This is a genomic window from Bordetella pertussis 18323, from assembly GCF_000306945.1.
Taxonomy (GTDB): Bacteria; Pseudomonadota; Gammaproteobacteria; order Burkholderiales; family Burkholderiaceae_B; genus Bordetella; species Bordetella pertussis.
Genome location: NC_018518.1, coordinates 2228140 through 2254659 on the forward strand (window position 1 = coordinate 2228140; position 26520 = coordinate 2254659).

General features: G+C 68.8%; 21 protein-coding genes and 3 pseudogenes. 2 read left to right on the forward strand and 22 right to left on the reverse strand.

The window, feature by feature from the left end; translation table 11 throughout:
- Positions 1–78 precede the first annotated feature (78 nt).
- Complete coding sequence (queF, locus tag BN118_RS10525; protein WP_010930727.1) at positions 79–900, forward strand: NADPH-dependent 7-cyano-7-deazaguanine reductase QueF; 822 nt, start codon at positions 79–81, stop codon at positions 898–900.
- Here the strand turns inward: queF and BN118_RS10535 are convergent.
- The 12 genes and pseudogenes from BN118_RS10535 to BN118_RS10590 all read right to left on the reverse strand — a co-directional run bounded on the left by BN118_RS10535 (position 836) and on the right by BN118_RS10590 (position 15748).
- Positions 836–2161 (reverse strand): annotated as a pseudogene (locus tag BN118_RS10535) (MFS transporter). The gene queF and the pseudogene BN118_RS10535 sit on opposite strands and share 65 nt — an antisense overlap.
- 163 nt (positions 2162–2324) lie before the next feature.
- Complete coding sequence (gene pgsA / locus BN118_RS10540; RefSeq protein WP_003810356.1) at positions 2325–2897, reverse strand: CDP-diacylglycerol--glycerol-3-phosphate 3-phosphatidyltransferase; 573 nt, start codon at positions 2895–2897, stop codon at positions 2325–2327.
- A gap of 39 nt (positions 2898–2936) precedes the next feature.
- A complete protein-coding gene (gene uvrC / locus BN118_RS10545; RefSeq protein WP_014905802.1) occupies positions 2937–4766 on the reverse strand; it encodes an excinuclease ABC subunit UvrC in 1830 nt (609 codons plus the stop codon).
- Positions 4729–5787, reverse strand: coding sequence for a beta-N-acetylhexosaminidase (nagZ, locus tag BN118_RS10550; protein WP_010930725.1), 1059 nt, complete (start codon positions 5785–5787; stop codon positions 4729–4731). Before nagZ ends, uvrC begins: the two co-directional genes overlap by 38 nt.
- Before the next feature lie 37 nt (positions 5788–5824).
- The gene (acpS, locus tag BN118_RS10555) at positions 5825–6286 is read right to left on the reverse strand and encodes a holo-ACP synthase (protein ID WP_010930724.1); all 462 of its coding nucleotides are present in this window, start codon (positions 6284–6286) and stop codon (positions 5825–5827) included.
- A gap of 84 nt (positions 6287–6370) precedes the next feature.
- Positions 6371–7117: a pyridoxine 5'-phosphate synthase gene (gene pdxJ / locus BN118_RS10560; protein WP_003810344.1), complete on the reverse strand. Its 747-nt coding sequence runs from the start codon at positions 7115–7117 to the stop codon at positions 6371–6373.
- Positions 7114–8611 (reverse strand): annotated as a pseudogene (locus BN118_RS10565) (efflux transporter outer membrane subunit). The gene pdxJ and the pseudogene BN118_RS10565 overlap by 4 nt, the downstream one beginning before the upstream one ends.
- Positions 8608–11838, reverse strand: coding sequence for an efflux RND transporter permease subunit (locus BN118_RS10570; protein ID WP_014905803.1), 3231 nt, complete (start codon positions 11836–11838; stop codon positions 8608–8610). The pseudogene BN118_RS10565 and the gene BN118_RS10570 overlap by 4 nt, the downstream one beginning before the upstream one ends.
- 66 nt (positions 11839–11904) lie before the next feature.
- Positions 11905–13239, reverse strand: a complete 1335-nt coding sequence (locus tag BN118_RS10575; RefSeq protein WP_014905804.1) for an efflux RND transporter periplasmic adaptor subunit — start codon at positions 13237–13239, stop codon at positions 11905–11907.
- Between the two features lie 252 nt (positions 13240–13491).
- Positions 13492–13866 carry a helix-turn-helix domain-containing protein gene (locus BN118_RS10580; protein ID WP_014905805.1) on the reverse strand — a complete coding sequence of 125 codons (375 nt, stop codon included), beginning with the start codon at positions 13864–13866 and terminating at the stop codon, positions 13492–13494.
- 102 nt (positions 13867–13968) lie between these two features.
- On the reverse strand, positions 13969–15147 hold the full coding sequence (locus BN118_RS10585; protein WP_010930720.1) for a DUF3734 domain-containing protein: 1179 nt from the start codon (positions 15145–15147) through the stop codon (positions 13969–13971).
- Positions 15148–15157: 10 nt separating this feature from the next.
- A complete protein-coding gene (locus tag BN118_RS10590; protein WP_003810329.1) occupies positions 15158–15748 on the reverse strand; it encodes a DUF4136 domain-containing protein in 591 nt (196 codons plus the stop codon).
- A gap of 110 nt (positions 15749–15858) precedes the next feature.
- Here BN118_RS10590 and BN118_RS10595 point away from each other — a divergent pair, with 110 nt between their 5' ends.
- On the forward strand, positions 15859–16665 hold the full coding sequence (locus tag BN118_RS10595; RefSeq protein ID WP_003818535.1) for a TOBE domain-containing protein: 807 nt from the start codon (positions 15859–15861) through the stop codon (positions 16663–16665).
- Between the two features lie 25 nt (positions 16666–16690).
- On the opposite strand, the gene BN118_RS10600 is transcribed toward BN118_RS10595, so the two are convergent.
- The 10 genes and pseudogenes from BN118_RS10600 to BN118_RS10645 all read right to left on the reverse strand — a co-directional run bounded on the left by BN118_RS10600 (position 16691) and on the right by BN118_RS10645 (position 26475).
- Positions 16691–17485, reverse strand: a complete 795-nt coding sequence (locus BN118_RS10600; protein WP_010930719.1) for an ABC transporter ATP-binding protein — start codon at positions 17483–17485, stop codon at positions 16691–16693.
- Position 17486: 1 nt separating this feature from the next.
- Complete coding sequence (locus tag BN118_RS10605; RefSeq protein ID WP_014905806.1) at positions 17487–18377, reverse strand: ABC transporter permease; 891 nt, start codon at positions 18375–18377, stop codon at positions 17487–17489.
- A gap of 109 nt (positions 18378–18486) precedes the next feature.
- Positions 18487–19461, reverse strand: a complete 975-nt coding sequence (locus tag BN118_RS10610; protein WP_014905807.1) for an ABC transporter substrate-binding protein — start codon at positions 19459–19461, stop codon at positions 18487–18489.
- Positions 19455–19904: a superoxide dismutase family protein gene (locus BN118_RS10615; RefSeq protein ID WP_227914988.1), complete on the reverse strand. Its 450-nt coding sequence runs from the start codon at positions 19902–19904 to the stop codon at positions 19455–19457. The genes BN118_RS10610 and BN118_RS10615 overlap by 7 nt, the downstream gene beginning before the upstream one ends.
- A 156-nt stretch (positions 19905–20060) precedes the next feature.
- A complete protein-coding gene (locus BN118_RS10620) occupies positions 20061–21032 on the reverse strand; it encodes a Bug family tripartite tricarboxylate transporter substrate binding protein (RefSeq protein WP_014905808.1) in 972 nt (323 codons plus the stop codon).
- A gap of 197 nt (positions 21033–21229) precedes the next feature.
- The gene (locus tag BN118_RS10625; RefSeq protein ID WP_014905809.1) at positions 21230–22771 is read right to left on the reverse strand and encodes a malonate--CoA ligase; all 1542 of its coding nucleotides are present in this window, start codon (positions 22769–22771) and stop codon (positions 21230–21232) included.
- Between the two features lie 5 nt (positions 22772–22776).
- Positions 22777–23578 (reverse strand): annotated as a pseudogene (locus BN118_RS10630) (enoyl-CoA hydratase/isomerase family protein).
- Entirely contained in the window at positions 23575–24876 is a 1302-nt protein-coding gene (locus BN118_RS10635; RefSeq protein ID WP_010930716.1) for a malonyl-CoA decarboxylase domain-containing protein, read from the reverse strand. The pseudogene BN118_RS10630 and the gene BN118_RS10635 overlap by 4 nt, the downstream one beginning before the upstream one ends.
- Entirely contained in the window at positions 24827–25591 is a 765-nt protein-coding gene (locus tag BN118_RS10640) for a GntR family transcriptional regulator (protein WP_010930715.1), read from the reverse strand. Before BN118_RS10640 ends, BN118_RS10635 begins: the two co-directional genes overlap by 50 nt.
- 113 nt (positions 25592–25704) lie before the next feature.
- Positions 25705–26475: a class I SAM-dependent methyltransferase gene (locus BN118_RS10645; RefSeq protein ID WP_010930714.1), complete on the reverse strand. Its 771-nt coding sequence runs from the start codon at positions 26473–26475 to the stop codon at positions 25705–25707.
- Positions 26476–26520 lie beyond the last annotated feature (45 nt).

The window sequence follows — 26520 nt, forward strand, 5'->3', positions numbered from 1 at the left end:
GCTTTTCACATTGCAAAAAAAGCGGGCCGTGGAAGCGCCTACAATGCGGGCATCATTGCTTACGCGGATCCGGTTTCCATGTCGCTGTCCAACGCCCCGCTGGGCCAACACGTCGCCTACCCCTCGCAGTACGACCCCGGCCTGCTGTTTCCCATCCCGCGCGCGACCAACCGCGCGAGCCTGCAACTGGGCGCCGCCCTGCCCTTTACCGGCGTCGACCTCTGGAATGCCTACGAGCTCTCGTGGCTGGACGCGCGGGGCAAGCCGCGCGTGGCCATGGCCACCTTCAGCTTTCCCGCCGACAGTCCCAACATCGTCGAATCCAAGTCGTTCAAGCTGTACCTGAATTCGTTCAACCAGACGCGGCTGCCGAATGCGCAGGCGCTGCGCGACCGCCTGGAGCGCGACCTGGCCGCCGCCGCCGGCGCGCCCGTGGGGCTGGAGTTCATCAGCCCGCAGCGCTTTGGCGAATTGAACATGGCCGAACTGGACGGCATCTATATAGACAAGCTGGACATCGAGATCGACACCTACGAGCCGGCGCCGCAATTGCTGCAATGCGCGCCCGGCGACGAGGTGGAGGAAACGCTGGCCACGCGCCTGCTGAAGTCGAACTGCCCGGTCACCGGCCAGCCCGACTGGGCCAGCCTGCAGGTGCGCTACCGCGGCCGGCCGATCGACCGCGCGGCGCTGCTGAAGTACGTGGTGTCGTTTCGCCAGCATGCGGAATTCCACGAGCATTGCGTGGAACGCATCTTCGGCGACATCATGCGCGCCTGCCAGCCGCGCCAGCTCACCGTCTACGCGCGCTACACGCGACGCGGCGGGCTGGACATCAATCCGTGGCGCAGCAACTTCGAAAGCGCGCCGCCGGCCGACGTCCGCACGGCGCGCCAATAGCCGCGTTCAGCGCGGTGCGGCGCGCCTGCATCGCGATCCATTGCGCCAGCAGGGCGGCGGCGGCGAACGCCACGCCGGCGCCGACCCACGGGCCATGCGCCATGCCGGCATCGAGCAGCAGGCCGAAACCCAGCGGCCCCAGGGCCGACCCGACGTCCATGCCGGAATACACCAGCCCGTACACCGAGCCGGTCGCGCCCTTGGGCGTGACCCGGCGGATCAGCATGTCGCGCGACGGCGCCGCCACGCCCGAACAGAACCCGGCCAGTCCGACCACCAGCGCCGCTCATCCGGCCGGCACCCAACCCATGGCCAGCACGACCAGCGTCAGCCCCGCCATGATCAGCGCGGCGGTCACCGTCAGCTCGGTGCGGGGGGTGGCCGACACCAGGAAGCCGCCGGCGGCCATGCCCAGCGCGGACGCCACCATATAGCCCGACAGCGCCGAGCTGGCCGCCACCTTGGACAGATCGTAGAGCTGGCCCAGCAGCGGGATGGTGTAGTTCTGCACCGACGACAGCGCGATCGAGGTGCAGGCGAAGAACAGGAAGGCGCCCCACAGCGCCGGCCGGGCCAGCAGGGCCGCCAGCGTCTGCCAGACGCTTTCCTGGGCGGCCGGCCGCGCGGCGCTCTTGCCGCCCGCCTCGGCCGGCGCGGCGCCGCCCAGCAGGTCGCGGCCGATCACCGTCATCAGCAGCACCACGGCCACCAGCGCGGCGGCCGAAAACGCCGCCACGCGCCAACTGGCCAGCAGCGTGATGGTGGTGATGAACACCGGCGTCAGGGCCCAGCCCAGGTTGCCGGTCAGCCCGTGCAGGCTGAACGCATGGCCCAGCCGCGGCGGGCTGACGCGATGGTTGATGATGGAATAGTCGGCCGGATGGAACACCGAATTGCCGATACCGCCGATGGCCGCCGCCAGCATCAGCATGGCATAGCCGCTGGCCGCGCCGATCAGCACCGCCGACAGGACGAAGCAGGCCAGTCCGAACCACAGCACGGGCCGCGCGCCGATGCGGTCGACGACAAAGCCCGAGGATGCCTGCCCGAGGCCGGAGACCACGTAGAACACCGACACCAGCAGGCCCAGCCGGGCGAAATCCAGTCCGAACTCCGTGCCCAGCGACACATACAGCGAGGGCAGCACCAGCTGGAAGAAATGGGAAGACGAGTGCGCCACGCCTATCAGCAGGATGATTTGCCAATCGCGCCGGCGCAGGGCGGGGCTATCCAGTACAGCGGTTTCCGAATTCATAGCCATCACGGCCCCACGGCGGGGGCAGGAGCGAAGTGCGCCGATGGCGGCGGCGCTTCGCGGTCTCCAGAAAGCGGCGGCCGCGAACCAGCCCGCCACACCATGGACGAATGGCGCGCAGCGCGCTTCGCCTCTTGTATTGCCCGGGCCTGCGCCCGGCCGCGTACGCTCACTGCGACTTTTCGCGGATGGCGGGCCAGGCCCGCTGCAGGTAATACAGCATCGACCAGACGGTCAGCACCGCCGCCACCACGATCAGCACGTCGCCGATCAGGCGGCTGCTCAGGCCGAACAGCGGCTGGTCATACAGCAGGCACGGTATCGCCACCATCTGCGCCGCCGTCTTGAACTTGCCCAGCCGATGCACCGCCACGCTCGCGCTGGCGCCGATCTTGGCCATCCATTCGCGCAACGCCGAAATGGTGATTTCCCGGCCGATGATGATCAGCGAAATGAAGGCATCGACGCGGCTCAGGTCCAGCAGCACGATCAGCGCCGCGCAGACCATCAGCTTGTCGGCCACCGGGTCCAGGAACGCGCCGAAGGCCGAGGTCTGGTTCCAGCGCCGCGCCAGCCATCCGTCGAACCAGTCGGTCAGGGCCGCGATAATGAACGCCCAGGCCGCGAAGGTGTCGCGCATGGGCACGGACATCCAGCTCTCGGGCAGGTAGAACAGGCCGACCACCAGCGGAATCATGGCGATCCGCAGCCAGGTCAGGAAAATGGGTACGTTTATCGGCATAGTGACCGTATGCTACCTCACCGGCGCGGCGGGCGGATGTCAGCCATGCAGCGCATCATAGATGCGCACGGCCAATTCCTGCGAAATACCCTCGACCGAAGCCAGGTCTTCGATGCTGGCCGAACTGACGCCCGACAGGCCGCCAAAGCGCGCCAGCAGCCGCTGGCGCCGGCGCGCCCCGATCCCTTCGATTTCTTCCAGGCGCGAGACATTGCGCGTCTTGGCGCGGCGCGCGCGCATGCCGGTGATGGCAAAGCGGTGCGCCTCGTCGCGCACCTGCGCAATCAGCATCAGGGCCGCCGATTCCTTGCCCAGCGCGACGGGCGGCCGCCCGTCGGCGAACACCAGGGTTTCCAGCCCCACCTTGCGGCCCTCCCCCTTGGCCACCCCCACCAGGGACTGGATGTCCAGCCCGAGTTCGACGAACACCTGGCGGGCCACCTCGACCTGGCCCTTGCCGCCGTCGATTAGCACCAGCCCCGGCATGGGCGCCTCGCCGTCGGTCACCTTGCCGAAGCGGCGCGTCAGCACCTGCCGCATCGCCGCATAATCGTCGCCCGGGGTAATGCCCACGATGTTGTAACGGCGATACAGCGACGGCTGCATGTCGTGATGCAGGAACACCACGCACGAGGCCTGCGTCGCTTCGCCGGCGGTGTGGCTGATATCGAAGCATTCGATGCGCAAAGCATCGAGCGACTCCTCGTCGGTATCGAGATCCAGCGCCTCGGCCAGCGCCAGGGTGCGCCCGGCGCGCGCGCCCGATTCGGTCAGTGCCCGCGCCAGCGCCATCTCGGCGTTTTTCTGCGCCTGCTCCAGCCATGAGCGGCGCACGCCCTGCGGACGGGTCAGCACCCGGGCCACGCGGGTGCCGCCCTGCTCGGCCAGCAGGCCGACCAGGCCGCTGTCGGGCAGCGCGTGCGAACAGACCAGCACGGGCGGCATGGCGCCGTCGGCGTAATGCTGCGCCACGAAGGCCTCCAGCACCTGGGCCGGCTGCTCGCCCTCGGCATGCGTGGGAAAGAACGGCTTGTCGCCCAGGTGGCGCCCGCCGCGCACCATGGCCAGGTTGACACAGATCTTGCCGCCGGCCGACGCCACGGCGATCACATCGGTGTCGTCGCCGCCGACGTTTTCCATGGTCTGCTGGTGCAGCACCTTGGACAGCGAGCCCATCTGGTCGCGCAGCACCGCCGCTTCCTCGAAGCGCAGCTCGGTCGAGGCCTGCAGCATGCGGGCTTCGATCTCGTCCATGACTTCGCGCGCCTCGCCGTTGAGAAAGCGCACGGCGCGCTGCACGTCGTGGGCGTAGTCCTCGGCCTCGATCACGCCCACGCACGGCGCCGAACAACGGCCGATCTGGTGCAGCAGACAGGGACGCGAGCGATTGGCGAAGACCGTGTCCTCGCAGGTGCGCAGGCGGAACACTTTCTGCAGGATCTGGATGGTCTCGCGCACGGCCCACGAATTGGGGTACGGGCCGAAGTACTGCCCCCGCTTGCTGGTGGCGCCGCGGTAATACGCGATGCGCGGCCACGCGTGGCCGGTGATCAGCAGATAGGGATACGACTTGTCGTCGCGGAACAGGATGTTGTAGCGCGGCCGCAGGCTCTTGATGAGGTTGTTCTCGAGCAGCAGCGCCTCGGCCTCCGAACGCGTGACGGTGACGTCCACGCTGGCCACCTTGGCCACCATCTGCGCAATGCGCGGGCTGGCCAGGTTCTTCTGGAAATACGACGATACGCGTTTCTTGAGATCGCGCGCCTTGCCGACATACATCACCTCCCCGGCGGCATCGAGATGCCGGTACACGCCGGGCAGGTGCGGCAGGTCAGCCAGAAACGATTTGAGATTGAAGTCGTCGGGCATGCTGATAGCGGCTGTCATTCTGCAAAGTGTCCCAGTCCGGCGCGGCGAACCGCGGCAACAGCCGGCGGATGCGCTCGACCGAGGCGGCCGGATGCTGGACCTGCAGGCGGTCCAGCAGCTCGTCGGCCAGGTCCGGGCGGCATACCAGCACCATGTCGCAGCCGGCGCCCAGGGCCGCCTCGGCGCGGGCCAGGATGTCGCCCGCCACCGACGCGCCCTCCATGGTCAGATCGTCGGAGAACACCACGCCATCGTAGCCCAGCCGTTCACGCAGGATCTCGCTGACCCAGCGGCGCGAAAAACCCGCGGGCTGGGCATCGACCTTCGGATAGATCACATGCGCCGGCATGACAGCCGGCATGACCAGGTCGCCCAGCCAGGCGTAAGGCGCCGCGTCATCCTTCAGGATGCGCGCGAGCGGCCGCGGATCGACCGGGATCTCGTGGTGCGAATCGGCGCCCACGAACCCATGGCCGGGGAAATGCTTGCCGCAGGCCGCCATGCCCGCCAGCGCCAGGCCCTGCGTCAGCGCGCGCGACAGCATGGTGACCACGCGTGCGTCATGGTGGAAGGCGCGATTGCCGATCACCTTGCTCACGCCGTAGTCGAGGTCCAATACCGGCGTGAAGCTGAGATCGACGCCGCAGGCGCGCAGCTCGGCGGCCAGCACGTAGCCGGCCTCGGTCGCCAGCCGCATCGCCGCCAGCGGATCGCGGTCCCACAGCTTGCCCAGTTCCTGCATGGGCGGCAACGCGGTAAAGCCATCGTCGCGAAAGCGCTGCACGCGGCCGCCCTCGTGGTCCACCGCGATCAGCAGCGGCTCCTTGCGCGCCTTGTGGATGGCCCGCGTCAGCGCGCACAATTGCCGGCGATCGGTGAAATTGCGCGCGAACAGGATCACCCCGCCCACCAGGGGGTTGCGCAGGCGGCGCTTCTCGTCCTTGGTCAGCGTCGTGCCGGCCACATCCACCATGACGGGACCGGGAGGCAGGACGGGCTTGGTTTTCTTCTTGCTGGACATGGCTCTAGCCTCGGTTGGGATGGCGGCCGCGCCGGCCTCACGGCCGGCCGTCGGGCGCCGGTTTGCGTTCGACGATGACGTAGGCCGCGGCCATATCGGACTCGTCGGTAATGGACACATGCGCCGCGCCGAAGCGCGCATCGAACCAATCGGCCAGCTCGGCGCCGATCACCAGCACCGGCCGCCCGCCCGGCGCATTCAGGGTCTGCACCCGTCGCCAGCTCATGGGCATGCGCATGCCCAGCCCGATGGCCTTGGAAAAGGCTTCCTTGGCGGCAAAGCGGGTGGCCAGGAAACGCACGCCGCGCGCCGGGTCGCGGCGGCGGCGCGCCTGGAACTTGGCCAGCTCCTTCGGCCCCAGGATCTTCTGCGCGAAACGGTCGCCATGGCGCGCCAGCGCGCGCTCGATGCGTTCGATGCGCAACAGGTCCATGCCGATGCCGGCGATGCAGCCGGGCGACGCGGGCGGCGTCGCGCCGGCCGCGGAAACGGAGCTCATGTGGTTCGGATTCCTGCAGTGGAGCGCGCGGCGCGGCCGCGACGCGATATCGTGATGATAATACGCCGGGCGCCCCGCCCTGCTTCAGGCGTGGCCGCGCACGGCCGCCAGGCGCGCCTGCACCATCAGCGCCTTCATGTCGCGCACCGCCTTGTCCCAGCCGTCGAAGATGGACTGGGCCACGATGGCATGGCCGATGTTCAGTTCGGCGATGCCGTCGAGCGCCGCCACCGCCTGCACGTTGCCGTAATGCAGCCCATGGCCGGCGTTGACGCGCAAGCCATGGCGCAGCCCCTCGGCCACGGCGGCGCGCACGCGCGCCAGCTCGGCCTGCACCGCGGCATCGTCGCGCGCCTCGGCGTAGGCGCCCGTGTGCAGCTCGATGACCGGCGCGCCGGCGCGCGCCGCCGCCTCGATCTGGCGCGCGTCCGGATCGATGAACAGCGACACCCGGATGCCGGCCTCGGCCAGCAATTGCACCGCGTCGGTGACGGCCGCCTGCGCGCCGGCCACATCCAGGCCGCCTTCGGTCGTCAACTCGGTACGCTTTTCCGGCACCAGGCACACATCGCTGGGCTTGACCGCGCAGGCGATCTCCAGCATCTCCGGCGTGACCGCGCACTCGAGGTTCATGCGGGTGCGCAGCAAGGGGCGGATGGCGTAGACGTCGGCGTCCTGGATGTGGCGGCGGTCTTCGCGCAGATGCAGCGTGATCAGGTCGGCGCCGGCGTCCTCGGCGCGCAGCGCCGCCTGCACCGGGTCGGGATAAGCCGTGTGGCGCTGTTGCCGCAGCGTGGCCACATGGTCGATGTTGACACCTAGTTCAATCATGGTTGCTTCGTCGTTGATTCCTGCCAGCCGCCGCCGAGCGCCTTGTAGAGTTCGACGCGGTTGATCAATGCCGCCAGCCCGGTCTGCACCAGCGCGAGCTGCGCGTTGAAGAAGTCGACCTGGGCCGTCTGCACCTGCAGATAGCTGTCGATGCCATTGTTGTAGCGCAGGTTGGACAGCTCCAGCGTGCGCCCGGCCGCCACCTGCAACGCGCGCTGCGCGTCGAGCTGCGCGCTGTAGGTCGCCTCGCCGGCCAGCGTATCCGACACCTCGCGGAACGCTTGCTGGATGCTCTGTTCGTACTGGGCCACCGCGATGTTGTCGCGCGCCTTGGCCAGGTTCAGGCCTTCGCGGATGCTGCCGCCGGCGAACAGGGGCGTGGTGATCGACGGCGAGAAGCTCCAATAGCCCTGCCCGCCCTTGAACAGGGTGTCCAGCGACGTGCTGGCCACGCCCAACAGGCCGGTCAGCGAAATGGTCGGGAAGAACGCCGCGCGCGCCGCGCCGATATTGGCATTGGCCGCCTTGAGCTGGTTCTCCGCCGCCAGGATGTCGGGCCGGCGCGTCAGCAGGTCGGACGGCAGCCCGGCCGGCACGCTGGCCAGCAACTGGTCGCGGCCGAATACGGCCGGCGCCGGCAGGTCCTCGGGCAGGCCCGGCAGCCCGACCAGCACCACCAGGGCGTTGGCGGCCTGCGCGCGCCCGCGCCAGCGCCGCCAGGTCCGCGGAGGCGCTGTCGAGCAGCGACTTGGATTGGTTCAGGTCGAGCTCGGAAGCCACGCCGCCGTCAAAGCGCGTCTTGACCAGGTTGTACGACTCCTGGCGCGAGGCCAGCGTCTTCTGGGTCAACTCCAGCTGCACCTCGGCGGCGCGCAGGTTGAAGTACGACTGCGCCACCGCTCCGACCAGCGTGATGTGCACGCTGCGCTGCGCCTGCTCGGTCGACAGGTACTGCTGGTAGGCCGCCTCGGACAGATTGCGCAGGCGGCCGAACAGGTCGATCTCGAACGTGGTCAGCCCCAGGCCGGCCTGGTACTGGCTGGAGATGGAGGTCGAATCCGGGCCGAGCGGACGCATGTCGGGCGGCAGATGCTGGCGCTGCCCCTGGATGCCCGCGCCAATGCTGGGCCATTGCGCGCCGCGCTGCACGCCGTACTGCGCACGCGCCTCTTCGACGCGCTGCACCGCCACGCGCAGATCGCGGTTGTTGACCAGGGCCAGTTCGATCAGCTTCTGCAGGCGCGCGTCGCGGAAGAACTCGCACCAGCCGATCTCGTCGGCCGGCGTGGCGCCCTGCGGCGCCACCGCCGCGGCCGGCTGCTCGCCCAGCGAGGTCGGGCTGGCGTAGGCGCCGTACTGCACCTTGGGCTGGTCCGGCCAGTTCGCCTGCACCGGCGCCTCCGGTCGCTTGTAGTCGGGCGCCAGCGAGCAGCCCGCGAGCGCGGCCGCCACCAGCACCGAGAGCGCACTGCGCTTGCACATCACGGCCATCATTCCTTGTTCTCCTGACCGCCGGTCTGCGGCGCCGGCGTCGCGGCGCCGTCCTGCGGCTGCTGTTGCTCGGCGGCGCGCTTGGCCGCCTGCTCTTCCTCGAAGGCGCGCAGTTCGGCGCCCAGCAGGCGCGGCCGGGTCTTGAACAGGCCCAGCACCACCACGAAGAAGGTCGGCACGAAAATCACCGCGAACGGGGTGGCCGCCAGCATCCCGCCCAGCACGCCGATACCGACGGCGCGCTGGCTGGCGGCGCCGGCGCCGGTGGCGATGGCCAGCGGCACCACGCCCAGGATGAACGCCAGCGACGTCATCAGGATGGGGCGGAAACGCAGGCGCGCCGCCTCCACCGCCGACTCGTACAGGCCCTGCCCGCGCGCGTACTGGTCCTTGGCGAACTCCACGATCAGGATGGCGTTCTTGGCCGCCAGCCCGATCACCGTCACCATGCCCACCTGGAAGTACACGTCGTTGGACATGCCCAGCACCGTCACCAGCGCGACGGCGCCCAGCATGCCCAGCGGCACGACCAGCATCACCGACAGCGGGATGGCCCAGCTCTCATACAGGGCGGCCAGCACCAGGAACACGACCAGCAGCGCCAGCCCCATCAGGATGGGCGCCTGGTTGCCGGCCAGCCGCTCCTGGTAGGACAGGCCGTTCCATTCGTAGCCGAAGCCCTGCGGCAAGCGGGCCACCAGGTCCTGCATTTCCTGCATGGCTTCGCCGGTGGTGTAGCCCGCCGCCGCGTCGCCGCCGATACGCACCGACTCGTAGCTGTTGTAGCGCACCACCTGGACCGGCCCTTGCACCCACTTGGCCGACACGAAGGTCGACAGCGGCACCATGCCGCCCTGGTTGTTACGGGCGTTCAGCTTGAGCAGGTCTTCGACCTGCATGCGGTACTGCTGGTCGGCCTGCACCCAGATGTTCTGCATCCGGCCCATGTTGGGGAACTTGTTCAGGAAGGCCGAGCCCACCGCGGTGGAGATCAGGGTGGCCGCCTCGTCGAAGTTGACCCCCAGCGCCGCCGCCTTGTCGCGGTCGATCGTCAGGCTCAGCTGCGAACCCGGTCCCAGCCCGGTAATGCGCACCTGCGACAGCACCGGGCTCTTGGCCGCCATGCCCATCAGCTCGGCGGTGGCCGCGCCCAGCGCCTCGGTGCCGGCGCCGCCGCGGTCCTGCAGGCGGAAGTCGAAGCCCGAAGCGTTGCCCAGCGACGAAATCGCCGGCGGCACCAGGGTGAACACCTGCGCGTCGTGAATGCCCATCAGCTGCTTGGAAAAAGCCGTGAAGGCAATCGCGCCGGCCGAGTCGGCGCGGCTCTTGCGCTCGGAGAAATCCTTGAGCGTGGTGAACGCGATGGCCGCGTTCAGGCCGTTGCCGTTGAAGCTGTAGCCCTGCACCGTGATGACGTTCTCCACCGCGGGGATGTTGCGGAAGTAATTCTCGACTTCCTCGATCACCTCGATGGTGCGGTTGGCGCTGGCGCCGGTGGGCAGTTCGATGTTGCTGACCACGTAGCCCTGGTCTTCCTCGGGCAGGAACGACGACGGCAGGCGCATGTACAGCCAGCCCAGCAGCACCACCAGCAGCGCGAACGCCAGCATCATGCGCCCGCCCTTGTGCAGGATGCGCGAGACCCAGTTCTGGTAGTTGTGCGTGGTGGCGTCGAACTTGCGGTTGAACCAGCCGAAGAAGCCTTTCTTTTCCTGGTGATGGCCCTTGGGGATGGGCTTGAGGATCGTCGCGCACAGCGCCGGCGTGAAGCTGAGCGCGAGGAATGCCGAGAAGAAGATCGACACCGCCATCGCGACCGAGAACTGGCGATAGATCACGCCGACCGAGCCGGTCATGAAGGCCAGCGGCAGGAACACCGTGACCAGCACCAGCGTGATGCCGACGATGGCGCCGCTGATCTGCGGCATGGCCTTCTTGGTGGCCTCCTTCGGCGACAGGCCCTCGCTGGCCATGATCCGCTCCACGTTCTCGACCACCACGATGGCGTCGTCGACCAGGATCCCGATGGCAAGCACCATGGCGAACATGGTCAGCACGTTGATCGAGAAGCCCAGCGCCAGCATCACCACGAACGCGCCCAGCATGGCCATCGGCACCACCAGGGCCGGGATCAGGGTATAGCGCACGTTCTGCAGGAACAGGAACATCACCAGGAACACCAGCACCATGGCTTCGACCAGGGTGTGGATCACCTGCTCGATCGACACCTTCACGTAGGGCGCGGTGTCGTACGGGATGTCGTAGCGGATGTTGGACGGGAAGTACTGCGACAGCGAGGCCATCTGCTGGCGCACGCCCTCGGCGGTGGCCAGCGCGTTGGCGTCGGGCGAGAGCACGATGGCGAACGCCGCCGTGGGCTTGCCGTTCAGGCGCGCGCCGAACTGGTAGTTGTCCGCGCCCACCTCGATGCGGGCCACGTCGCGCAGCAACACCTTCGAGCCATCGGTGTTAGCGCGCAGCACGATCTGGCCGAAGCCCTCGATCGTGCTCAACTGGCCATTGACGATCACGGTGGCCGTGGCGCGCTGGCTGTCCGGATTGGGCGGCGCGCCGATGCTGCCGGCCGAAATCAGCACGTTCTGCTGGCTGATGGCCTGGTTGACCTCGGCCATGCTGAGGTTGAAGCCCACCAGCTTGTCCGGGTCGACCCAGATGCGCATGGCGCGCGGCGCGGCGAACAGCTGGAACTGGCCCACGCCGGGCACGCGCGACACCGGGTTCTTGACGTTGCGGGTGATGTAGTCGGCCAGCGCCGTCTGGTCGAGCGTGCCGTCGGTGGACGACAGCGTCACGATCATCAGGAAGCCGGCGCTGGTCTGCTCGTACTGCAGGCCCTGCTGCATCACCGCCACGGGCAGCTGCGCCGTCACGTTGGACACGCGGTTCTGCACGTCCACCTGGGCCAGGTCGGGATCGGTGCCCGGAGCGAACGTCGCGGTGATCTGCGACTGGCCGTACGAGTCGCTGACCGATTCGTAGTACAGCAGGCCCTTGGCGCCGTTGAGCTGGTCCTCGATGATACTGGTGACCGACTCGGCCACTTCCTTGGCGGAAGCGCCCGGGTAGGTCGCGGTGATCGTGATGGCAGGCGGGGCCACGTCCGGATACTGCGACACGGGCATATTGGGAATGGCCAATATCCCTGTCAGCAGGATGAACAGTGCGACTACCCAGGCAAAAATCGGTCTATCAATAAAAAATTGCGGCATGTGGGCTGACTCTGAAAGCGATGCTCACGAAAAGGGAACGCGGCGCCGTCGGGCGCCGCGCGCCGCTTAGGACTGCTGGCCTGCGGCCGGCGCCTGCTTGGCGGGTTCCTGCTTGGCGGGTTCCTGCTTGGCGGGTTCCTGCTTGGCGGGTTCCTGCTTGGCGGGTTCCTGCTTGGCGGGTTCCTGCTTGGCGGGCTGCTGCTTGGCGGGCTGCTGGGCCGGCGCCTGCTGGCCAGGAGCGGGCTGCTGGCCGGCAGGCGCCGCGCCCCCCTTGTTCCAGGGCGAAGCCTGCACCGGCGCCCCCGGACGGATCTTCTGGAAGCCTTCGACCACCACCACGTCTCCCGCCGCCAGGCCGCTGTTAATGACCCACTGGTTGTGGATCACGCTGCCCGTGGTCACCGGCACCTGCTCGACCTTGTTGTCCTTGACCAGCATCAGGCTCTGCATGCCGTCGGCGGTGCGCTGCAGGGCCTGCTGCGGCACCAGCAGCGCCTTGTCGTCGACGCCCTGGTCCACCCGCACGCGCACGTACATGCCGGGCAGCAGGATGTTGTCGGGATTGGGCACCTCGGCCCGCAGGTTCACCTGCCCGGTGGTCGGATCCACCGTCACGCCGGTAAACAGCAGCTTGCCCGCTTCGGGGTAGATCGAGCCGTCTTCCAGCACCACCTGGACCTTGACCGCGTCCTTGCCCACCTGCTGCAGCTTGCCGGCGGCGAACGCGCGGCGCAGCGCCGCCAGGTCGGCGGTGGATTGCGTGAAGTCGACATAGATCGGGTCGAGCTGCTGCACCGTCGCCATCTGGGTGGCCGAGGTCGCCTCGACCAGCGCGCCCTCGGTCACCAGCGGCTTGCCGATGCGCCCCTTGATGGGCGAGGTCACGTCGGTATAGCCCAGGTTGATCTTGGCATTGGTCAGGTTGGCCTTGGCCGCCGCCACGCTGGCGTCGGCCTGCCGGTAGCGGGCCACGGCGTTGTCGTATTCCTGCTTGCTGACGGCATTGGCCTTGACCAGCGGCGCGTAGCGCTCGGCCAGCAGCTTGGCGCTGAACAGGTCGGCCTGCGCCTGCTTGAGCTGCGCGGTGGCCTGGTCGTAGGCGGCCTGGTAGGGCGCCGGGTCGATCTTGAACAGCAACTGGTCGGCCTGGACGTCGCCGCCCTGCTCGAAGGCGATCTTCTGGACGATGCCGGTTACCCGCGCCCGGATCTGTGCATCGCGCACTGCATCCACGCGGCCGGGCAGCTCGGACACCACCGCGGCGCGCTGCGGCTGCACCGTGATCACGCTGACCTGCGGCATGCCAGGATTGAACTGGGGCTTTTCGCCGCATGCTGCCAACAACACTGAAAGCGTCGCAACAAGACCGAAAGCCGAGACACGCTGAGGCGAAAAACGCATGGATTCCTCACGGAGGTAAAAGCGCGCTGCTCCCAACCGCCATTGCGACGGCCGCACGCGAGCATGAGGCACGCAGAGAACGCATTAATGTAGCCGATTTTTGTTTAAAACGTCGGGGTTTCCCCCCTTTGGCCGATGGACATGCCGGCGTCAAAGGCGCATGGGGCGGTCGTTTGCGGACAGCGGCGGCATCTGCGCCGGGCCGATGTCCATGCACCCGCCTGGCGGGGCGGACACGACGCCGGACGGATTTCAACCCGCGGCGGGCGTCGCCTGCGGCGGCGCGGTGTCGCTGCGCAAGCCGGCCAGGAACACATAGCCCATGCCGTGCACGGTGCGCAGCGGCAAGACCTCGCCGGTCTCGCCCACCTTGCGGCGCAGACGGCTGATGACCACGTTGATGGCGCCCGCGCCCAGCCCGGGCAGGCTCTGGACCAGCGCCGCGCGGGTGAGCTCGCGCCGGGGATGCGCAAGCAGGCCCAGCATACAGATGCGTTCGGCGGCCGACAGATGCACGATGGCGCCGGCCGGCGTGACGAGCACCCAGGCCTGGTAACGCAGCTCCCAGAGCTGCGCCCCGGCGGACGGCTTGGCGGCGGGAAAGGAAGCGGAACGACGGAGGGACATCGGAGAGGGAGGTGCGGAAGCGGCAGGCGCAAGAGGCTACGCCATCCCACCCGATTGCAATCGCCTCCCCCAAGAAAAGCGAACTCGTCCTAGATACAAGGTTCAAGCGTCCGCGCGGTGGATGTCGTGCGTCACGAAACTCTCGTCGGGCGACGGCTTGTCCAGCACGCCGGGCTGCGCCAGCGTGCGTTCGATGTCGGCCAGGCCGAAGCGCCAGTGCTCCCGCATCGACTCGGTATTGAACTCGTAGTCCTTGGAATGGCGTTCGAACTGGTTGGCCTCGTAGATGAGGTTGACCACGTTGACCAGTGGCGTGCAGGCCTCGCGCCGGACCTCGGCCAGCTCGGGGCTGCTGCGCACCCGCGCAGGCAGGCGGTCGAGCACGCGCTGCAGGCTGCGGCGCAGCTTGAGCTGGCGGCGGAACGTATCGGTGACGATGCGCGTGCGGCTGGAGTACTGGATATCCTTCTGGCGCTCCGCCACCTCTTCCAGGCTGGCGGGCAAGGGGCCGCGCGCCGGCCACAGGTCGACCTGGAAAGCCAGCGTGTCGCGCATCGGGTGGACCGCCAGCACCTTGGTCAGCGGGGTGTTGGACACCAGACCGCCGTCCCAGTAGAACTCGCCATCGATCTCGATGGCGGGAAAGCCAGGCGGCAGCGCGCCGGAAGCCATGACGTGCTCGGGCCTGATGACGGTCTCGCGGCTGTCGAAGTAGGCGAAATTGCCGGTGCGTACGTTGACCGCCCCCAGGCTGACCCGCACATCGCCGCGGTTGAGCAGGTCGAAATCGACATAGTCGCGCAGCGTCTGCAGCAGCGGCGTCGTGTCGTAGAAGCTGGTCGCGGCCGCCCCGCCCCCCTGCACCAGGTACGGCGGCGGAAAGCGCGGCTCGAAAAACCCCGGCTGGCCGCGCGTGAGCGCGTTGAAGGCAGCCAGCTGGCCGTTGCTCTGGTTGGAGCCGAAGCCGAACGGCGCGTTGGCGAACAGCGCCGCCCAGGCATCGCCCCAGGGCAGCCCGGCGAATCCGGTGGGCCGGCAGATGGCTTCCCAGAAGCCGCGCAGGCGCCCGACCCGTTCGTCCACGGGGGCGCCGGCGATGATGGCCGCATTGATGCCGCCGATGGAAATGCCGGCCAGCCAGTTCGGCCGTATGCCCGCGGCATGCAGACCCTCGTAGACGCCGGCCTGGTACGCGCCCAGGGCGCCGCCGCCCTGCAGCACCAGCGCCACCGTCTCGTAGTCGAGCATGCCGGCGCCGCGGCGCGCCTTGCGCTTGCTCATCGGCGCCCCGCTACGGCTTGGGAGGCGTCTGCGGCTGGCCGTTGCCGGCGCGGAACGGATACTTAGAGAAGATCTGCGCCACGCCCTGCTCGACGCTGGCGGCGGATTGCGCCTTGTCGAGATCGTTGACCTCGCCCGTCGCCACGCCCTCCCAGACCAGTTGCCGGCGGCGCGCGTCGATCAGGTCGATGTTCAGCGTGCCTTCGGTGTACTGGTAGACGTCGTCGCCCCAGCCGTAGCCGGGCCAGCCGCCGTAGAAGCCGGCCCGGTAGCCGTAGTATGGGCCCATGGGCGGCGGCGCCGGCGTCACCTGGGTTTTTTCCTGCAGCTTGCCGTTGAAGTTGACCAGCAGGTCGGGCTTGCTCTCGTCATAGGTATAGCCGCGCATCTCGAGCTGGCCGCGAGTGGCCTGCTTGAGGCGTTCGGTCAGCAGGCTGCTGTAGCCGGCCCGGTCGGTGCCCAGCGGCGACATGAACGCGAAGGTGCGGTACTGCGCGAAGTTGGCGCTGTGGTCATAATCGCTGCGTAGCGTGGGGCCCGACGCGCAGCCGGCCAGCAAGCCGGCGGCCACCGAGACGGTAAGCAATTTGACGATCTGCATGTCTCACCTGTGTAGCGACGTGTGAGCGCCCATCATGCCGCGATCGGAGGCAACTTGCAATAAACTCTCATTTGCATCCGCCATCCGCCGGCCGCGCCGGCCAGACCGCCATGTCCGCACCTTCCCTGCAACTCGACGGCACGCTTTGGCTGCGCTCGGGCGACCAGCCCTGGGGCGGCCAGCATCGCATCGACCTGCTGGCCCAGATCGAGGCCACCGGCTCGATCAGCGCCGCCGCGCGCGCCGCCGGGATGAGCTACAAGGGCGCCTGGGACGCCATCGACGCCATGAACAACCTGGCCGGCGAACCCCTGGTGCTGCGCTCGGCCGGCGGGCGCGGCGGCGGCGGCACGCGCCTGACCGACCGCGCGCGCCGCCTGATCGCCACGTTCCGGGCGCTGCAGGCCGAACACCAGCGTTTCGTCCAGCACCTGGCCGCCAGCGGGCTGGACGCCGCCGGCGACATCGACATCATGAGGCGATTCATGCTCAAGACCAGCGCCCGCAACCGCCTGCTGGGCACCGTGGAGGCGGTCCATGCCGGCGCCGTCAATGACGAAATCGTGTTGCGCATCGCCGGCGGCCAGCGCATCGCGGCCGTCATTACCCGCGCCAGCACCGAAGAACTGGGCCTGGCGCCCGGCACCCAGGCCATCGCCTTGATCAAGGCGCAGGCGGTGCTGCTGGGCCTGCCCGGCCCCGGCCTGCGCCTGTCCGCGCGCAACCAGCTGCCCGGCAAGGTGGCCGAGGTGCGGCCGGGCGCCGTCAACAGCGAGATCATCGTCGACCTCGACGGCGGCGGCACGCTGGCGGCCATCATCACCGAGGAAAGCGCGCGCGACCTGGCGCTGGCCGCCGGCATGCCGGTCTGCGCCCTGTTCGACGCCGCCAGCGTGATGCTGGGCGTACTGGACTGACGCGCCCGGGGCAGCCCCGGCGGGCTCAGCCCAGCAGCAGCGCGTCGTCGGACAGCTTCTCGCCGCGCACCCGCTCGAACATGGCCAGCAGGTCGGGCACGTCCATGCCCTTGCGCTCGTCGCCGGACACGTCCAGCACCACCTGGCCCTGGTGCAGCATGACGGTGCGCTCGCCCACGTCGAGCGCCCGGCGCATGCTGTGCGTGACCATCATGGTGGTGAGCTGGCTCTCGGCCACGATGCGGGCGGTCAGCTGCAGCACGAAATCGGCGGTGCGCGGGTCCAGCGCGGCCGTATGCTCGTCCAGCAGCAGGATGCGCGAAGGCTGCAGCGCGGCCATCAGCAGGCTGACCGCCTGGCGCTGCCCGCCCGACAGCAGGCCGATGCGGTCGGCCAGGCGGTTCTCCAGCCCCAGGCCCAGGGTCGCCAGCCGCTCGCGGAAACCCTCGCGCATCGACGCCTTGACGGCCCGGCTGAAGCCGCGCCTGGCGCCGCGCATCTGGGCCAGCGCCATGTTCTCTTCGATGGTCAGGTCTTCGCAGGTGCCCGCCATGGGGTCCTGGAAAACCCGCGCCACGCGTCCGGCGCGCTCCCAGACCGGCTGGCGGGTCACGTCGGCATCGTTGATGCGTATGGTGCCGGTGTCGACCGGCAGGTCGCCGGAGATGGCATTGAGAAACGTCGACTTGCCGGCTCCGTTGGAGCCGATGACGGTCACGAACTGGCCGTTCGGAATGTCCAGCGACAGCCCGCGCAGCGCGCGCGTCTCGATCGGCGTGCCGGCATTGAAGGTAATGTGCAGATCCTTGGCGCTCAGCATGTCAGGCCCCCTTCCTGCCGACCAGGCGGCGCTTGAGCATCGGAATCACCAGGGTGATCGTGACCAGCACGGCCGTCACCAGGTTCAGGTCCTGTGCCTTGAGTCCGATGAAATCGCTGTTCAGGGCCAGCGCGATGAAGAAGCGGTACACGATGGCGCCGAGGATGACCGCCAGGGTCGCCATCACCAGGCGGCGCGACGGCAGGATGCTCTCGCCCACAATGACCGCGGCCAGCCCGATGACGATGGTGCCGATGCCCATCGAGATGTCGGCGCCGCCCTGGGTCTGCGCGAACAGCGCGCCCGCCAGCGCCACCAGCGCGTTCGACAGCGCCATGCCGGCCAGGATCATGGCGCCGGTATTGACGCCCTGGGCGCGCGCCATGCGGCCGTTGGAGCCGGTCGAGCGCATGGCCAGGCCGGCCTGGGTGGCGAGGAACCAGTCCAGCGCCAGCTTGACGATGATGACCACCACCAGGAGGATCAGCGGCCGCGCCACGTAATCGCTCAGCCACTGCGGCTGCAGCAGGGTGAAGACGGTGGGTTCGGTGATCAGGGGCACGTTGGGCTTGCCCATGATGCGCAGGTTGACCGAGTACAGCGCGATCATCATCAGGATGCTGGCCAGCAGGTCCATGATGCGCAGCCGCACGTTGAGCCAGCCGGTGACCAGCCCGGCGGCGGCGCCGGCGAGGGTGGCGACGCTGGTGGAGGTGAAGGGGTCGTAGCCCGCGGCGATCAGGGTCGCGGCCACCGCGCCGCCCAGCGGGAAGCTGCCGTCGACCGTGAGGTCGGGAAAGCGCAACAGGCGGAAGGAAATCAGCACCCCCAGCGCGACCAGGCTGAAGATCAGGCCGATTTCCAACGCCCCGAGCAAAGAGAACAATGACATGTAGGAGAACCTGGCCAGCCCTGTCTTGTGGATGAGGCCGGCGCTGCCTTGAATTGTGTTCGGTGGAAATGCCGGCCGGGCGCCGCGCGGCGCCCGGCCGAATACGCGATTACTTGATGACTTGCGCCGCGGACTTGACCAGCGCGTCGGACAGCGTCACGCCCTGCTTGGCGGCGGCGCCCGGATTCACGTAGAGCTCCAGCTTGGAGCTGGTCTCGGAGGGCATGGCGCCGGGCTTTTCGCCCTTGAGGATGCGCACCACCATCTTGCCCGTCTGCACGCCCAGGTCGCGGTAGTTGATGCCCAGCGCGGCGATCGCGCCGCGCTTGACGCTGTCGGTGTCCGAAGCCACCAGCGGGATCTTGGCGTCGTTGCCCACCTTGACCAGCGACTCGTACGCCGAAACGACGTTGTTGTCGGTGTTGGTATAGATGACGTCGACCTTGCCGATCAGGCTGCGCGCGGCCGAGGCCACGTCCACCGTGCGCGGCGCGGCCGCCTCGACCAGCGTCATGCCGGCCTTGGGCAGCAGGTCCTGCATCTGCTTGACGACCACGACCGAGTTGGCTTCGCCCGGGTTGTAGACCATGCCCACGCGCTTGGCATTGGGCACCACCTTCTTGATCAGCTCGATCTGCTTGTCCAGCGCCAACAGGTCGGACACGCCCGTGACGTTGGTGTTGGAGGCCTCCATCGAGGGCACCAACTGCGCGGCCACCGGGTCGGTCACGGCCGAATACACCACCGGCACGTCCTTGGTGGCCGCCACCACGGCCTGGGCCGACGGCGTGGCGATCGCCACGATCACGTCAGGGCGGTCGCCGACGAACTTGCGCGCAATCTGCGCGGCCGTGCCGGTGTTGCCCTGGGCGCTCTGGTATTGCCACTTCAGATTCTTGCCCGATTCGTAACCCGCCTGCTTCAGGGCGTCCTGTACGCCGTCGCGCACGGAATCGAGCGCGGGGTGTTCGACGATGGTCGTGATCGCCACCGATTTCTGCTGCGCCATGACCGGTGCGGCGTGGATAGCCATCGCCAGCGCCAGCGCGCCTACCGTCAGAAAATGTTTTTTTCCGATCAGCATGTTGTCTGCTCCTTAGACCCTCGGGTAGTTATCGTCCATGGCGCCCCCGCGGCCTCCCGCAGGTCGTGCGGCCATGAAACCGTGTAGTCTAACGTGACGTACACGGCCGGCAGGTCGCCCTTGTGGCCGGTCTTGTCGTACGGCCCCTTGTGGGCCCCGGTCTTGTCCGGATCCCAGTGTCCGCCCGCGCCACCGCCGACCATGTCCTTGCCGTCGACCTTGGTCATCGCGCAGGAGGGTTTGTCATGCAGGTGAAAGCCGTGCACGCCGGGCGCCAGGCCGTGCAGGTCGGGGGTGAACAATACCCCGTAGTCGGTCTGTTCGTACTTGATCTGGCCGATCTTCTGGTCGTCGCCCTTGGGACTCAGGAGGGACATTTCGACGGACTGGGCGGCGGCCACGCCGGACATGGCCGCCAAGGCCAAGGCTATCAGGGACTTCATCACACGCTCCTTGAAAAGGGCCCGCCGGGGCTCGCGCACGGGCAAGCCCGCGCCATGCGATCCCGCGGCCAGGCCGCCTGCAATACGGAACCAGCGATGAAAGAAGAGCGGCGCCGGCCGGCGCCGCTCCCCTTTCGTCCCTCACTGTACACCCGCTCAGTCCAGCGTGACGCCCGAATCCTTGACCACCTTGGCCCAGCGCGTCACCTCGCTGTCGACGAACGCGCCGAACTGCGGGCCGGTCAGGTCGGGGATTGCCGAGCCGTTGCCCGCCCAGGTTTCCCTGATCTTGGGATCGTTCAGGGCCTTGGTCACGGCAGCGGTCATTTTGTCGACCGCCTCCTGCGGGGTGCCGGCCGGCGCCCACAGGGCGTACCAGGTCGATACCTCGTAGTTGGGCACGCCCGCCTCCTTGGCGGTGGGCACGTCGGGAAAGGACGGCGAGCGCTGCGGCGCCGCCACCGCCAGCGGCTTGATGGTGCCGGCCCGGATATGCCCCGCCGACGATCCCAGCCCGTCGAAGGCCAGGTCCACCTGGCCGCCGATCAAGGCCGAGAGCATCGGCCCGGCGCCCTGGTACGGCACGTCGACCAACTTGATGCCGGTCTGCATGGCGAACAGTTCGCCGGCCAGGTGGTGGGTGCTGCCCTTGCCGGCGGTGCCGAAGTTGATGTCGCCCGGCCGCTTGCGCGCGTATTCGATGAACTCCTGCAGCGACTTGACCGGCAACTTGGCGGTGTTGATGACCACGACCTGGGGCGGCTGCGCCAGCAGGGCCACCGGCACGAAATCCTTCTGGATGTCGTAGCTCAGGTTCTTGTACAGCGATGGCGCCAGGGCATGGTGGGCGCCCCCCATGAAGAAGGTGTAGCCGTCGGGCTTGGCCTTGGACGCCACGGCGGCGCCCACGGTGCCGCCGGCGCCCCCCTTGTTGTCGATGACCACGCTCTGGCCCAGCTGCATGCCCAGTTGCTGGGCCAGCGGGCGCGCGAAGGTGTCGGTGCCGCCTCCGGCCGGAAACGGCACGATGATGGTGACGGGGCGCTCCGGCCAGGCGGCCTGAGCCGGCGCCGCGGCGCCCAGCGCCGTCGCGGCGATGAGCGCGGCGCCCAGGATGGAGTATTTCATGGTGTCTCCTCGTTGGTACAGCGTAGCGGGGCCTGCCGGCCCGGTCTGTTATGCGCCGTGCTCGCCACGCTGGCGGCCGGCTTGTATGTACATCTGACGCGTCCAAATCCTGCGGTTGTCTGTCTGGTGGTCTGCACTCCTTCCTGGTCTGCTGCATGGGGACGCGCGCCCTGGCGGCGCGCGCCGTCGATATCGCGTCAGGACGCGGCGTAGGTATCGCGCAGAACGTTCTTCTGCACCTTGCCCATGGTGTTGCGCGGCAACTGGTCCACGACGTGGATCCGCTTGGGCACCTTGAAATTGGCGATGCGCGACTTCAGGTCGGCCTGCATGGCGGCGACATCGATCGCCGCGCCGGCGCGCGGCACCACCACCGCCACCACGGCCTCGCCGAAATCGGGGTGCGGCACGCCGATGACGGCCGACTCCAGCACGCCCTGCATCTCGTCGATGACCGTCTCGATCTCCTTGGGGTAGACGTTGTAGCCGCCCGAGATGATCAGGTCCTTGCTGCGCCCGACGATCGACAGGTAATCGGCCGGCACCGCGCGCCCGCCCGACTCGCCGCCCCAGCGGCCCACGTCGCCGGTCTTGAACCAGCCATCGGCGGTGAATTCCTCGCGCGTCTTCTCGGGCATGCGCCAGTAGCCGGAGAAGACGTTCGGCCCGCGCACCTGCACGTTGCCGATCTCGCCGGCCGCCACAGCCTGGCCCGCGTCATCCACCACCCGCACCTGCACGCCCGACAGCGCCTTGCCCACCGTGCCGCCCAGGCGTTCGCCGTCCGCGGGCCGGCAGGGATTGGAGGTCAGCATGACGGTTTCGCTCATGCCGTAGCGCTCCAGGATGGTCTGGCCGGTGCGGGCCTGGAAATCGGCGAACGTCTCGGTCAGCAGCGGCGCCGAGCCGGAAATGAACAGCCGCATGTTGGCGCAGGCCGCGCGGTCGAAGCGCGCATCGGCCAGCAGCCGCACGTAATAGGTAGGCACGCCCATCATGACCGTGCTCTGCGGCAGATAGCGCAGCGCCTGGTCCACGTCCAGCCTGGGCAGCCAGATCATGCGCGCGCCGGCCAGCAGCGCCCCGTGCGAAGCGACGAACAGGCCATGCACGTGGAAAATGGGCAGCATGTGCAACAGCACGTCGTCCTCGCGCCAGCCCCAGTATTGGTGCAGCACGCGGGCATTGGAGGCCAGGTTGCCGTGCGACAGCATGGCGCCCTTGCTGCGGCCGGTGGTGCCGGACGTGTACAGGATGGCGGCCAGGTCGTCGGCCTTGCGCGCCACCGTCCTGAAGCGCTGCGGCATCGCGGCGGCGGCCTGCAGCAGCGTGCCGGTACGGTCTTCGTCCAGGGTGTAGACGTGCGCGCTGCCCGCCTTGGCGGCGGCGCGGCGCACCCAGCCGGCATTGGCGCTGGTGCACACGACCACGGCCGGCTCGGCGTTGCCCAGGAAGTATTCGATCTCGGCTTCGCGGTAGGCCGTGTTCAGCGGCAGGTAGACCAGTCCCGCGCGCAGCGTGGCCAGGTACAGCAGCAGCGCCTCGGGCGACTTCTCGACCTGCACCGCCACCCGCGCGCCGGCCGGCAGCTTCAGCGAGGCCAGCAGATTGGCCAGGCAGGCGCTGGCGCGGTCGATGTCGTTCCAGGTATAGCGCAGCGTCGGGGTCTCCAGCGCCACGCGGTCGCGATCGGCGGGGAAGCCCCCCTCCAGCACAGCATATAGGTTGGCGTTGCTCACCTTGTCTAGTCTCCGGTAAATGTGGGGGCCGTGCCGGCCAGGAAGGCGCGCACGCCCTCCCGGTGGTCGCGGCTTTCGGCATAGGAAAAGAAATCCAGGTATTCGTCTTCGCCCAGCGGCGCGCCGGCGCACAGGCGGCGCGCCTGGCGCTTGTTCAGGCGCGCCGCCTGCGGGGCGCCGCCCAGGATGGCGGCCACGCTGCGCTGCACCGCCTGGTCCAGTTCGGCCGCGGGCACCGTGCGCGTGACCAGCCCCAGGCGCAGCGCTTCGGCGGCGTCGAAGACGCGCCCTTCGAGCAGGATGGCCAGCGTCACCGCGCGGCCGACCAGGTCGAGCAGGCCGCGCATTTCGTCCGGCGCCATCGGAAAGCCCAGCTTGCCGATCGGCACGCCGAAGCGGGCCGACTCGGCGGCGATGCGCAGATCGCACTGCGCGGCGATCTCCAGGCCGCCGCCCACGCACACGCCCTCGATACGGGCCAGCACGGGATGCGGGCAGGCGGCCACCGCGGCCAGCGCCGGCGCCAGGATCTCGCGGTGATAGCGCTGCACCCCGGCCAGGTCGGCGCGTTCGGCCGGAAACTCGCGGATGTCGGCGCCGGCGGCGAAATGCCCTTCGGCGCCGGCGACAACCACGCAGCGCAGCGTCGGCCCCGAGGGCCTCGAAGACCTCGCGCAGCTGCCGCCACATCGCGACCGTCATGGCATTCATGCGGCCCGGATGGCTCAGCGTGACATGGGCCACGCCGGCGTCGATGCGGCACAGGATCTGCCCGGGCGGGGAATTCGGCTTCATGGCGCGGCTCATCCCAGGCGCGCGATGCCGCGGCTGACTTGCGGCTTGCCTTCGTTCAGGCGGGCCAGGTTGCCGTCCAGCTCGCCCAGTTCGTAGAGGTAGTTCACCATCATGCCGCAGGACTGCGCCAGCCCCTTGGCCGAGGTGTCGGCGGCCCAGTTCAGGCGCTCGATGCGCGCGCCGTTGCCCAGATGGAAACGGGCCACCGGATCGAGCGGCTGGCCGGCCCGCATCGCCTGCAGGTAGCGCGCGGCCAGGCGCAGGCCCGCGCGCTGCACCACTTCCGACGGTTTGCCCGTGGCCGCGCGCGCCAGCCGCGCCACCCAGCGCGCGCCGTCCGGCGCGCCGCTGCGCGTGCGCGCCTTGTCGCGCACCGCCTGCTCGACCTCCTGCGCGTCCAGCCGCGACAGCCAGTCGACGAAACCGGGGATGGGCGACAGCGTGGCGAAGAATTTCAGCTTGGGCAGTTCCTGCAGCAGGCGGTCGATCACGCGCTTGAGCAGGAAGTTGCCGAAGCTGATCCCGCGCAGGCCGGGCTGCGTATTCGAGATGGAATAGAAGATCGCCCAGCGCGCCTTGTCCAGGTCCTGCGGCGGCGCGCTGGTGTCGAGCAGCGCCTGGACGTTGTCGGCCATCTGGGCCGAAAACGCCACCTCCACGAAGATCAGCGGCACATCCGGCATCTGCGGATGGAAATACGCATAGCAGCGCCGGTCGCCCGCCACCCGGTGGCGCAGGTCGTCCCACGAGCGGATTTCGTGCACGGCTTCGTAGAGGATCAGCTTCTCGAGCAGCGAGGCAGGCGAGTCCCAGGTCAGCGGGCGCAGCTCCAGCAGGCCCACGTCGAACCAGGCCGACAGCAGCGCCTCCAGCTCCTTGTCCAGGGCCTGCAGTCCGGCGACCTGCTTGCGCCAGCGCAGCATGTCGGCGCGCAGCGCCACCAGGAAACGCAGTCCGTCGGGCAAGGCATTGAACCGCTTGAACAGGCGCGTGCCCTGCGCGCCGTCGCCCTGCATGCCGGCGCCGACCTGCGCCAGCCCGCCCAGCATGGCGCGGCGCCGCTTGCCGTCGGCCTGCTCGTAGGCCAGGCGCCAGGCCTGCGCCAGCTTGTTGGCGCGCACATCGGTCAGGCGCGCCTCGAACAATTGCGCCAGGTCGGCCGGCGGCGGCAGCCTGTCTCGCTCGAACAGCCGGCCCAGCCGGGCGATCAGGCCGGCGCTTTCGCCGGCGGCCGATGCGTCGACCGCCTCCGGTTCGGCGTCAGGCGTGCGTGCGACGCGTGCGGATGCCTGGGGATCGAGTGCGGACATGGTTGAGCTCCTGTACGGCTTGAACGGCGGGTGAATCGATGGCGGCGGCCCCGCCGGCCGGCTCCTGCCCGGCCAGCGCCTGCAGGGCGGCCAACTGGCGCAGCAGGTGCTTGCGGGTCAGGGCCTCGGCGCCTTCCAGGTCGCGCGCCTTGAGCGCGGCGAAGATGGCCATGTGCTCGGCGCAGGATTCGCGGATGCGCCCCGGCAGCGCCAGGCTCTTGTGGCGAAACAGGCTGAGCACCTTGCGCAGGTTGTCGACCATGTCGGACAGCCAGCGGTTGTCGGCCAGGGTCTGCACCGCGACGTGGATGCGGTAGTTGGTCTCGTAATAGGCGTCGATGCGGCCGGCCTGCGCATGCGCCTGCAGGGCGCGGTGCAAGGGTTCGAGCGCGCGCAGGTCGTCTTCGCCGGCGCGCTGCGCCGCCTCGAAGGCGCAGCGTCCCTCCAGCATGGCCATGAGCGGAAAGATCTGCTCCAGGTCGCGCACCGTCAGCTCGTTGACGAAGCAGCCCCGGCCCGGCTCCAGGCGTACCAGGCCCTCGGTAGCCAGTACCTTGAGGGCCTCGCGCAGCGGCGTGCGGGAGATGCCCAGCTGCTCGGTCAGCCCCGCCTCGTCCACCCATGCGCCGGCGCCCAGCGCATGGGTGCGGATCATGGTGCGCAAGCGATCCGCCACTTCCAGGTACAACGCCTGCCGGACGATGGGTGTAGTCATGGGCTGCCCCTAGGCCGTAATTCATAATTATGAATAAGGCGATGGTAGCCTGCTTTGCGGCGGCCGTTAAGGACCGCGCGCCTAGGATATTCCCAGGGGAGGAAGCCGCCCGCTCAGAAGTGCAGCACGCCGTCGACCGCGTGGCGGGTCAATGCCCGCGCCCAGCGACGCGCCGGCAACCCGTACTGCGCCTCGACGGTTTCGGCGCGCGCCAGCAGTTCGGCCGGGGTGATGGCCAGCGGCGGGCCGGAAAACGCCAGCACGATCTGGTTGCCCGCGTCGATCTCGGGCAGCAGCACCAGGCGGTCGTCGAAAGCCTTGCTCAGGTTGTCGATGTTGCGCCCGTAGCTCTCGTGGCGGCCGAACAGGTTGACCGACAGCACGCCCACCTCGCCCAGCACACGGCGGCAATCGCGGTAGAACTTGACCGAATCGCGCACCGGGCCGCGCGCCTGCGCGTCGTAGAGATCGACCATGAGCACCGGGCAATCGCCGGCGCGCGCAGGGTCGGCCACCCAGGCGCCGGCATCGTCATGATGCACGTCCAGGCGCTGCGGCGTGGGCAGGCGGAAAAACATCTGGCAGACCGCGGTGACCTGGGGGTTCCATTCGACCACCGTCACCGGGCTGCGCGTGTGCTTGAGGCAGAACCGCGCCAGCGACCCCGCGCCCAGGCCGAGCAGGCCGATGGATTGTTCGCGCGGCGGCTCGAGAAAAAGCAGCCAGGCCATCATCTGGGCGGTGTACTCGAGCACCAGCCGGGCCGGGTCGCGGATCAGCATCGCGCCCTGCACCCACTCGGTGCCGAAATGCAGATAACGGATGCCGTCGGCTTCGGACAGCGAAGGTTGGTCGAGTTCTGAGGGGGTGTAGCGAATAGGCATCGCGGCATTGTAGCCACTGCGCCCCCCCCTCGCCGCAGGGCGAGG

Bases quoted from the DNA above. Each gene is read 5' to 3' on its own strand.
- queF (WP_010930727.1), top strand. From the start codon at position 79: ATGTCGCTGTCCAACGCCCCGCTGGGCCAACACGTCGCCTACCCCTCG.
- pgsA (WP_003810356.1), bottom strand. From the start codon at position 2,897: ATGCCGATAAACGTACCCATTTTCCTGACCTGGCTGCGGATCGCCATG.
- uvrC (WP_014905802.1), bottom strand. From the start codon at position 4,766: ATGCCCGACGACTTCAATCTCAAATCGTTTCTGGCTGACCTGCCGCAC.
- nagZ (WP_010930725.1), bottom strand. From the start codon at position 5,787: ATGTCCAGCAAGAAGAAAACCAAGCCCGTCCTGCCTCCCGGTCCCGTC.
- acpS (WP_010930724.1), bottom strand. From the start codon at position 6,286: ATGAGCTCCGTTTCCGCGGCCGGCGCGACGCCGCCCGCGTCGCCCGGC.
- pdxJ (WP_003810344.1), bottom strand. From the start codon at position 7,117: ATGATTGAACTAGGTGTCAACATCGACCATGTGGCCACGCTGCGGCAA.
- BN118_RS10570 (WP_014905803.1), bottom strand. From the start codon at position 11,838: ATGCCGCAATTTTTTATTGATAGACCGATTTTTGCCTGGGTAGTCGCA.
- BN118_RS10575 (WP_014905804.1), bottom strand. From the start codon at position 13,239: ATGCGTTTTTCGCCTCAGCGTGTCTCGGCTTTCGGTCTTGTTGCGACG.
- BN118_RS10580 (WP_014905805.1), bottom strand. From the start codon at position 13,866: ATGTCCCTCCGTCGTTCCGCTTCCTTTCCCGCCGCCAAGCCGTCCGCC.
- BN118_RS10585 (WP_010930720.1), bottom strand. From the start codon at position 15,147: ATGAGCAAGCGCAAGGCGCGCCGCGGCGCCGGCATGCTCGACTACGAG.
- BN118_RS10590 (WP_003810329.1), bottom strand. From the start codon at position 15,748: ATGCAGATCGTCAAATTGCTTACCGTCTCGGTGGCCGCCGGCTTGCTG.
- BN118_RS10595 (WP_003818535.1), top strand. From the start codon at position 15,859: ATGTCCGCACCTTCCCTGCAACTCGACGGCACGCTTTGGCTGCGCTCG.
- BN118_RS10600 (WP_010930719.1), bottom strand. From the start codon at position 17,485: ATGCTGAGCGCCAAGGATCTGCACATTACCTTCAATGCCGGCACGCCG.
- BN118_RS10605 (WP_014905806.1), bottom strand. From the start codon at position 18,377: ATGTCATTGTTCTCTTTGCTCGGGGCGTTGGAAATCGGCCTGATCTTC.
- BN118_RS10610 (WP_014905807.1), bottom strand. From the start codon at position 19,461: ATGCTGATCGGAAAAAAACATTTTCTGACGGTAGGCGCGCTGGCGCTG.
- BN118_RS10615 (WP_227914988.1), bottom strand. From the start codon at position 19,904: ATGAAGTCCCTGATAGCCTTGGCCTTGGCGGCCATGTCCGGCGTGGCC.
- BN118_RS10620 (WP_014905808.1), bottom strand. From the start codon at position 21,032: ATGAAATACTCCATCCTGGGCGCCGCGCTCATCGCCGCGACGGCGCTG.
- BN118_RS10635 (WP_010930716.1), bottom strand. From the start codon at position 24,876: ATGTCCGCACTCGATCCCCAGGCATCCGCACGCGTCGCACGCACGCCT.
- BN118_RS10640 (WP_010930715.1), bottom strand. From the start codon at position 25,591: ATGACTACACCCATCGTCCGGCAGGCGTTGTACCTGGAAGTGGCGGAT.
- BN118_RS10645 (WP_010930714.1), bottom strand. From the start codon at position 26,475: ATGCCTATTCGCTACACCCCCTCAGAACTCGACCAACCTTCGCTGTCC.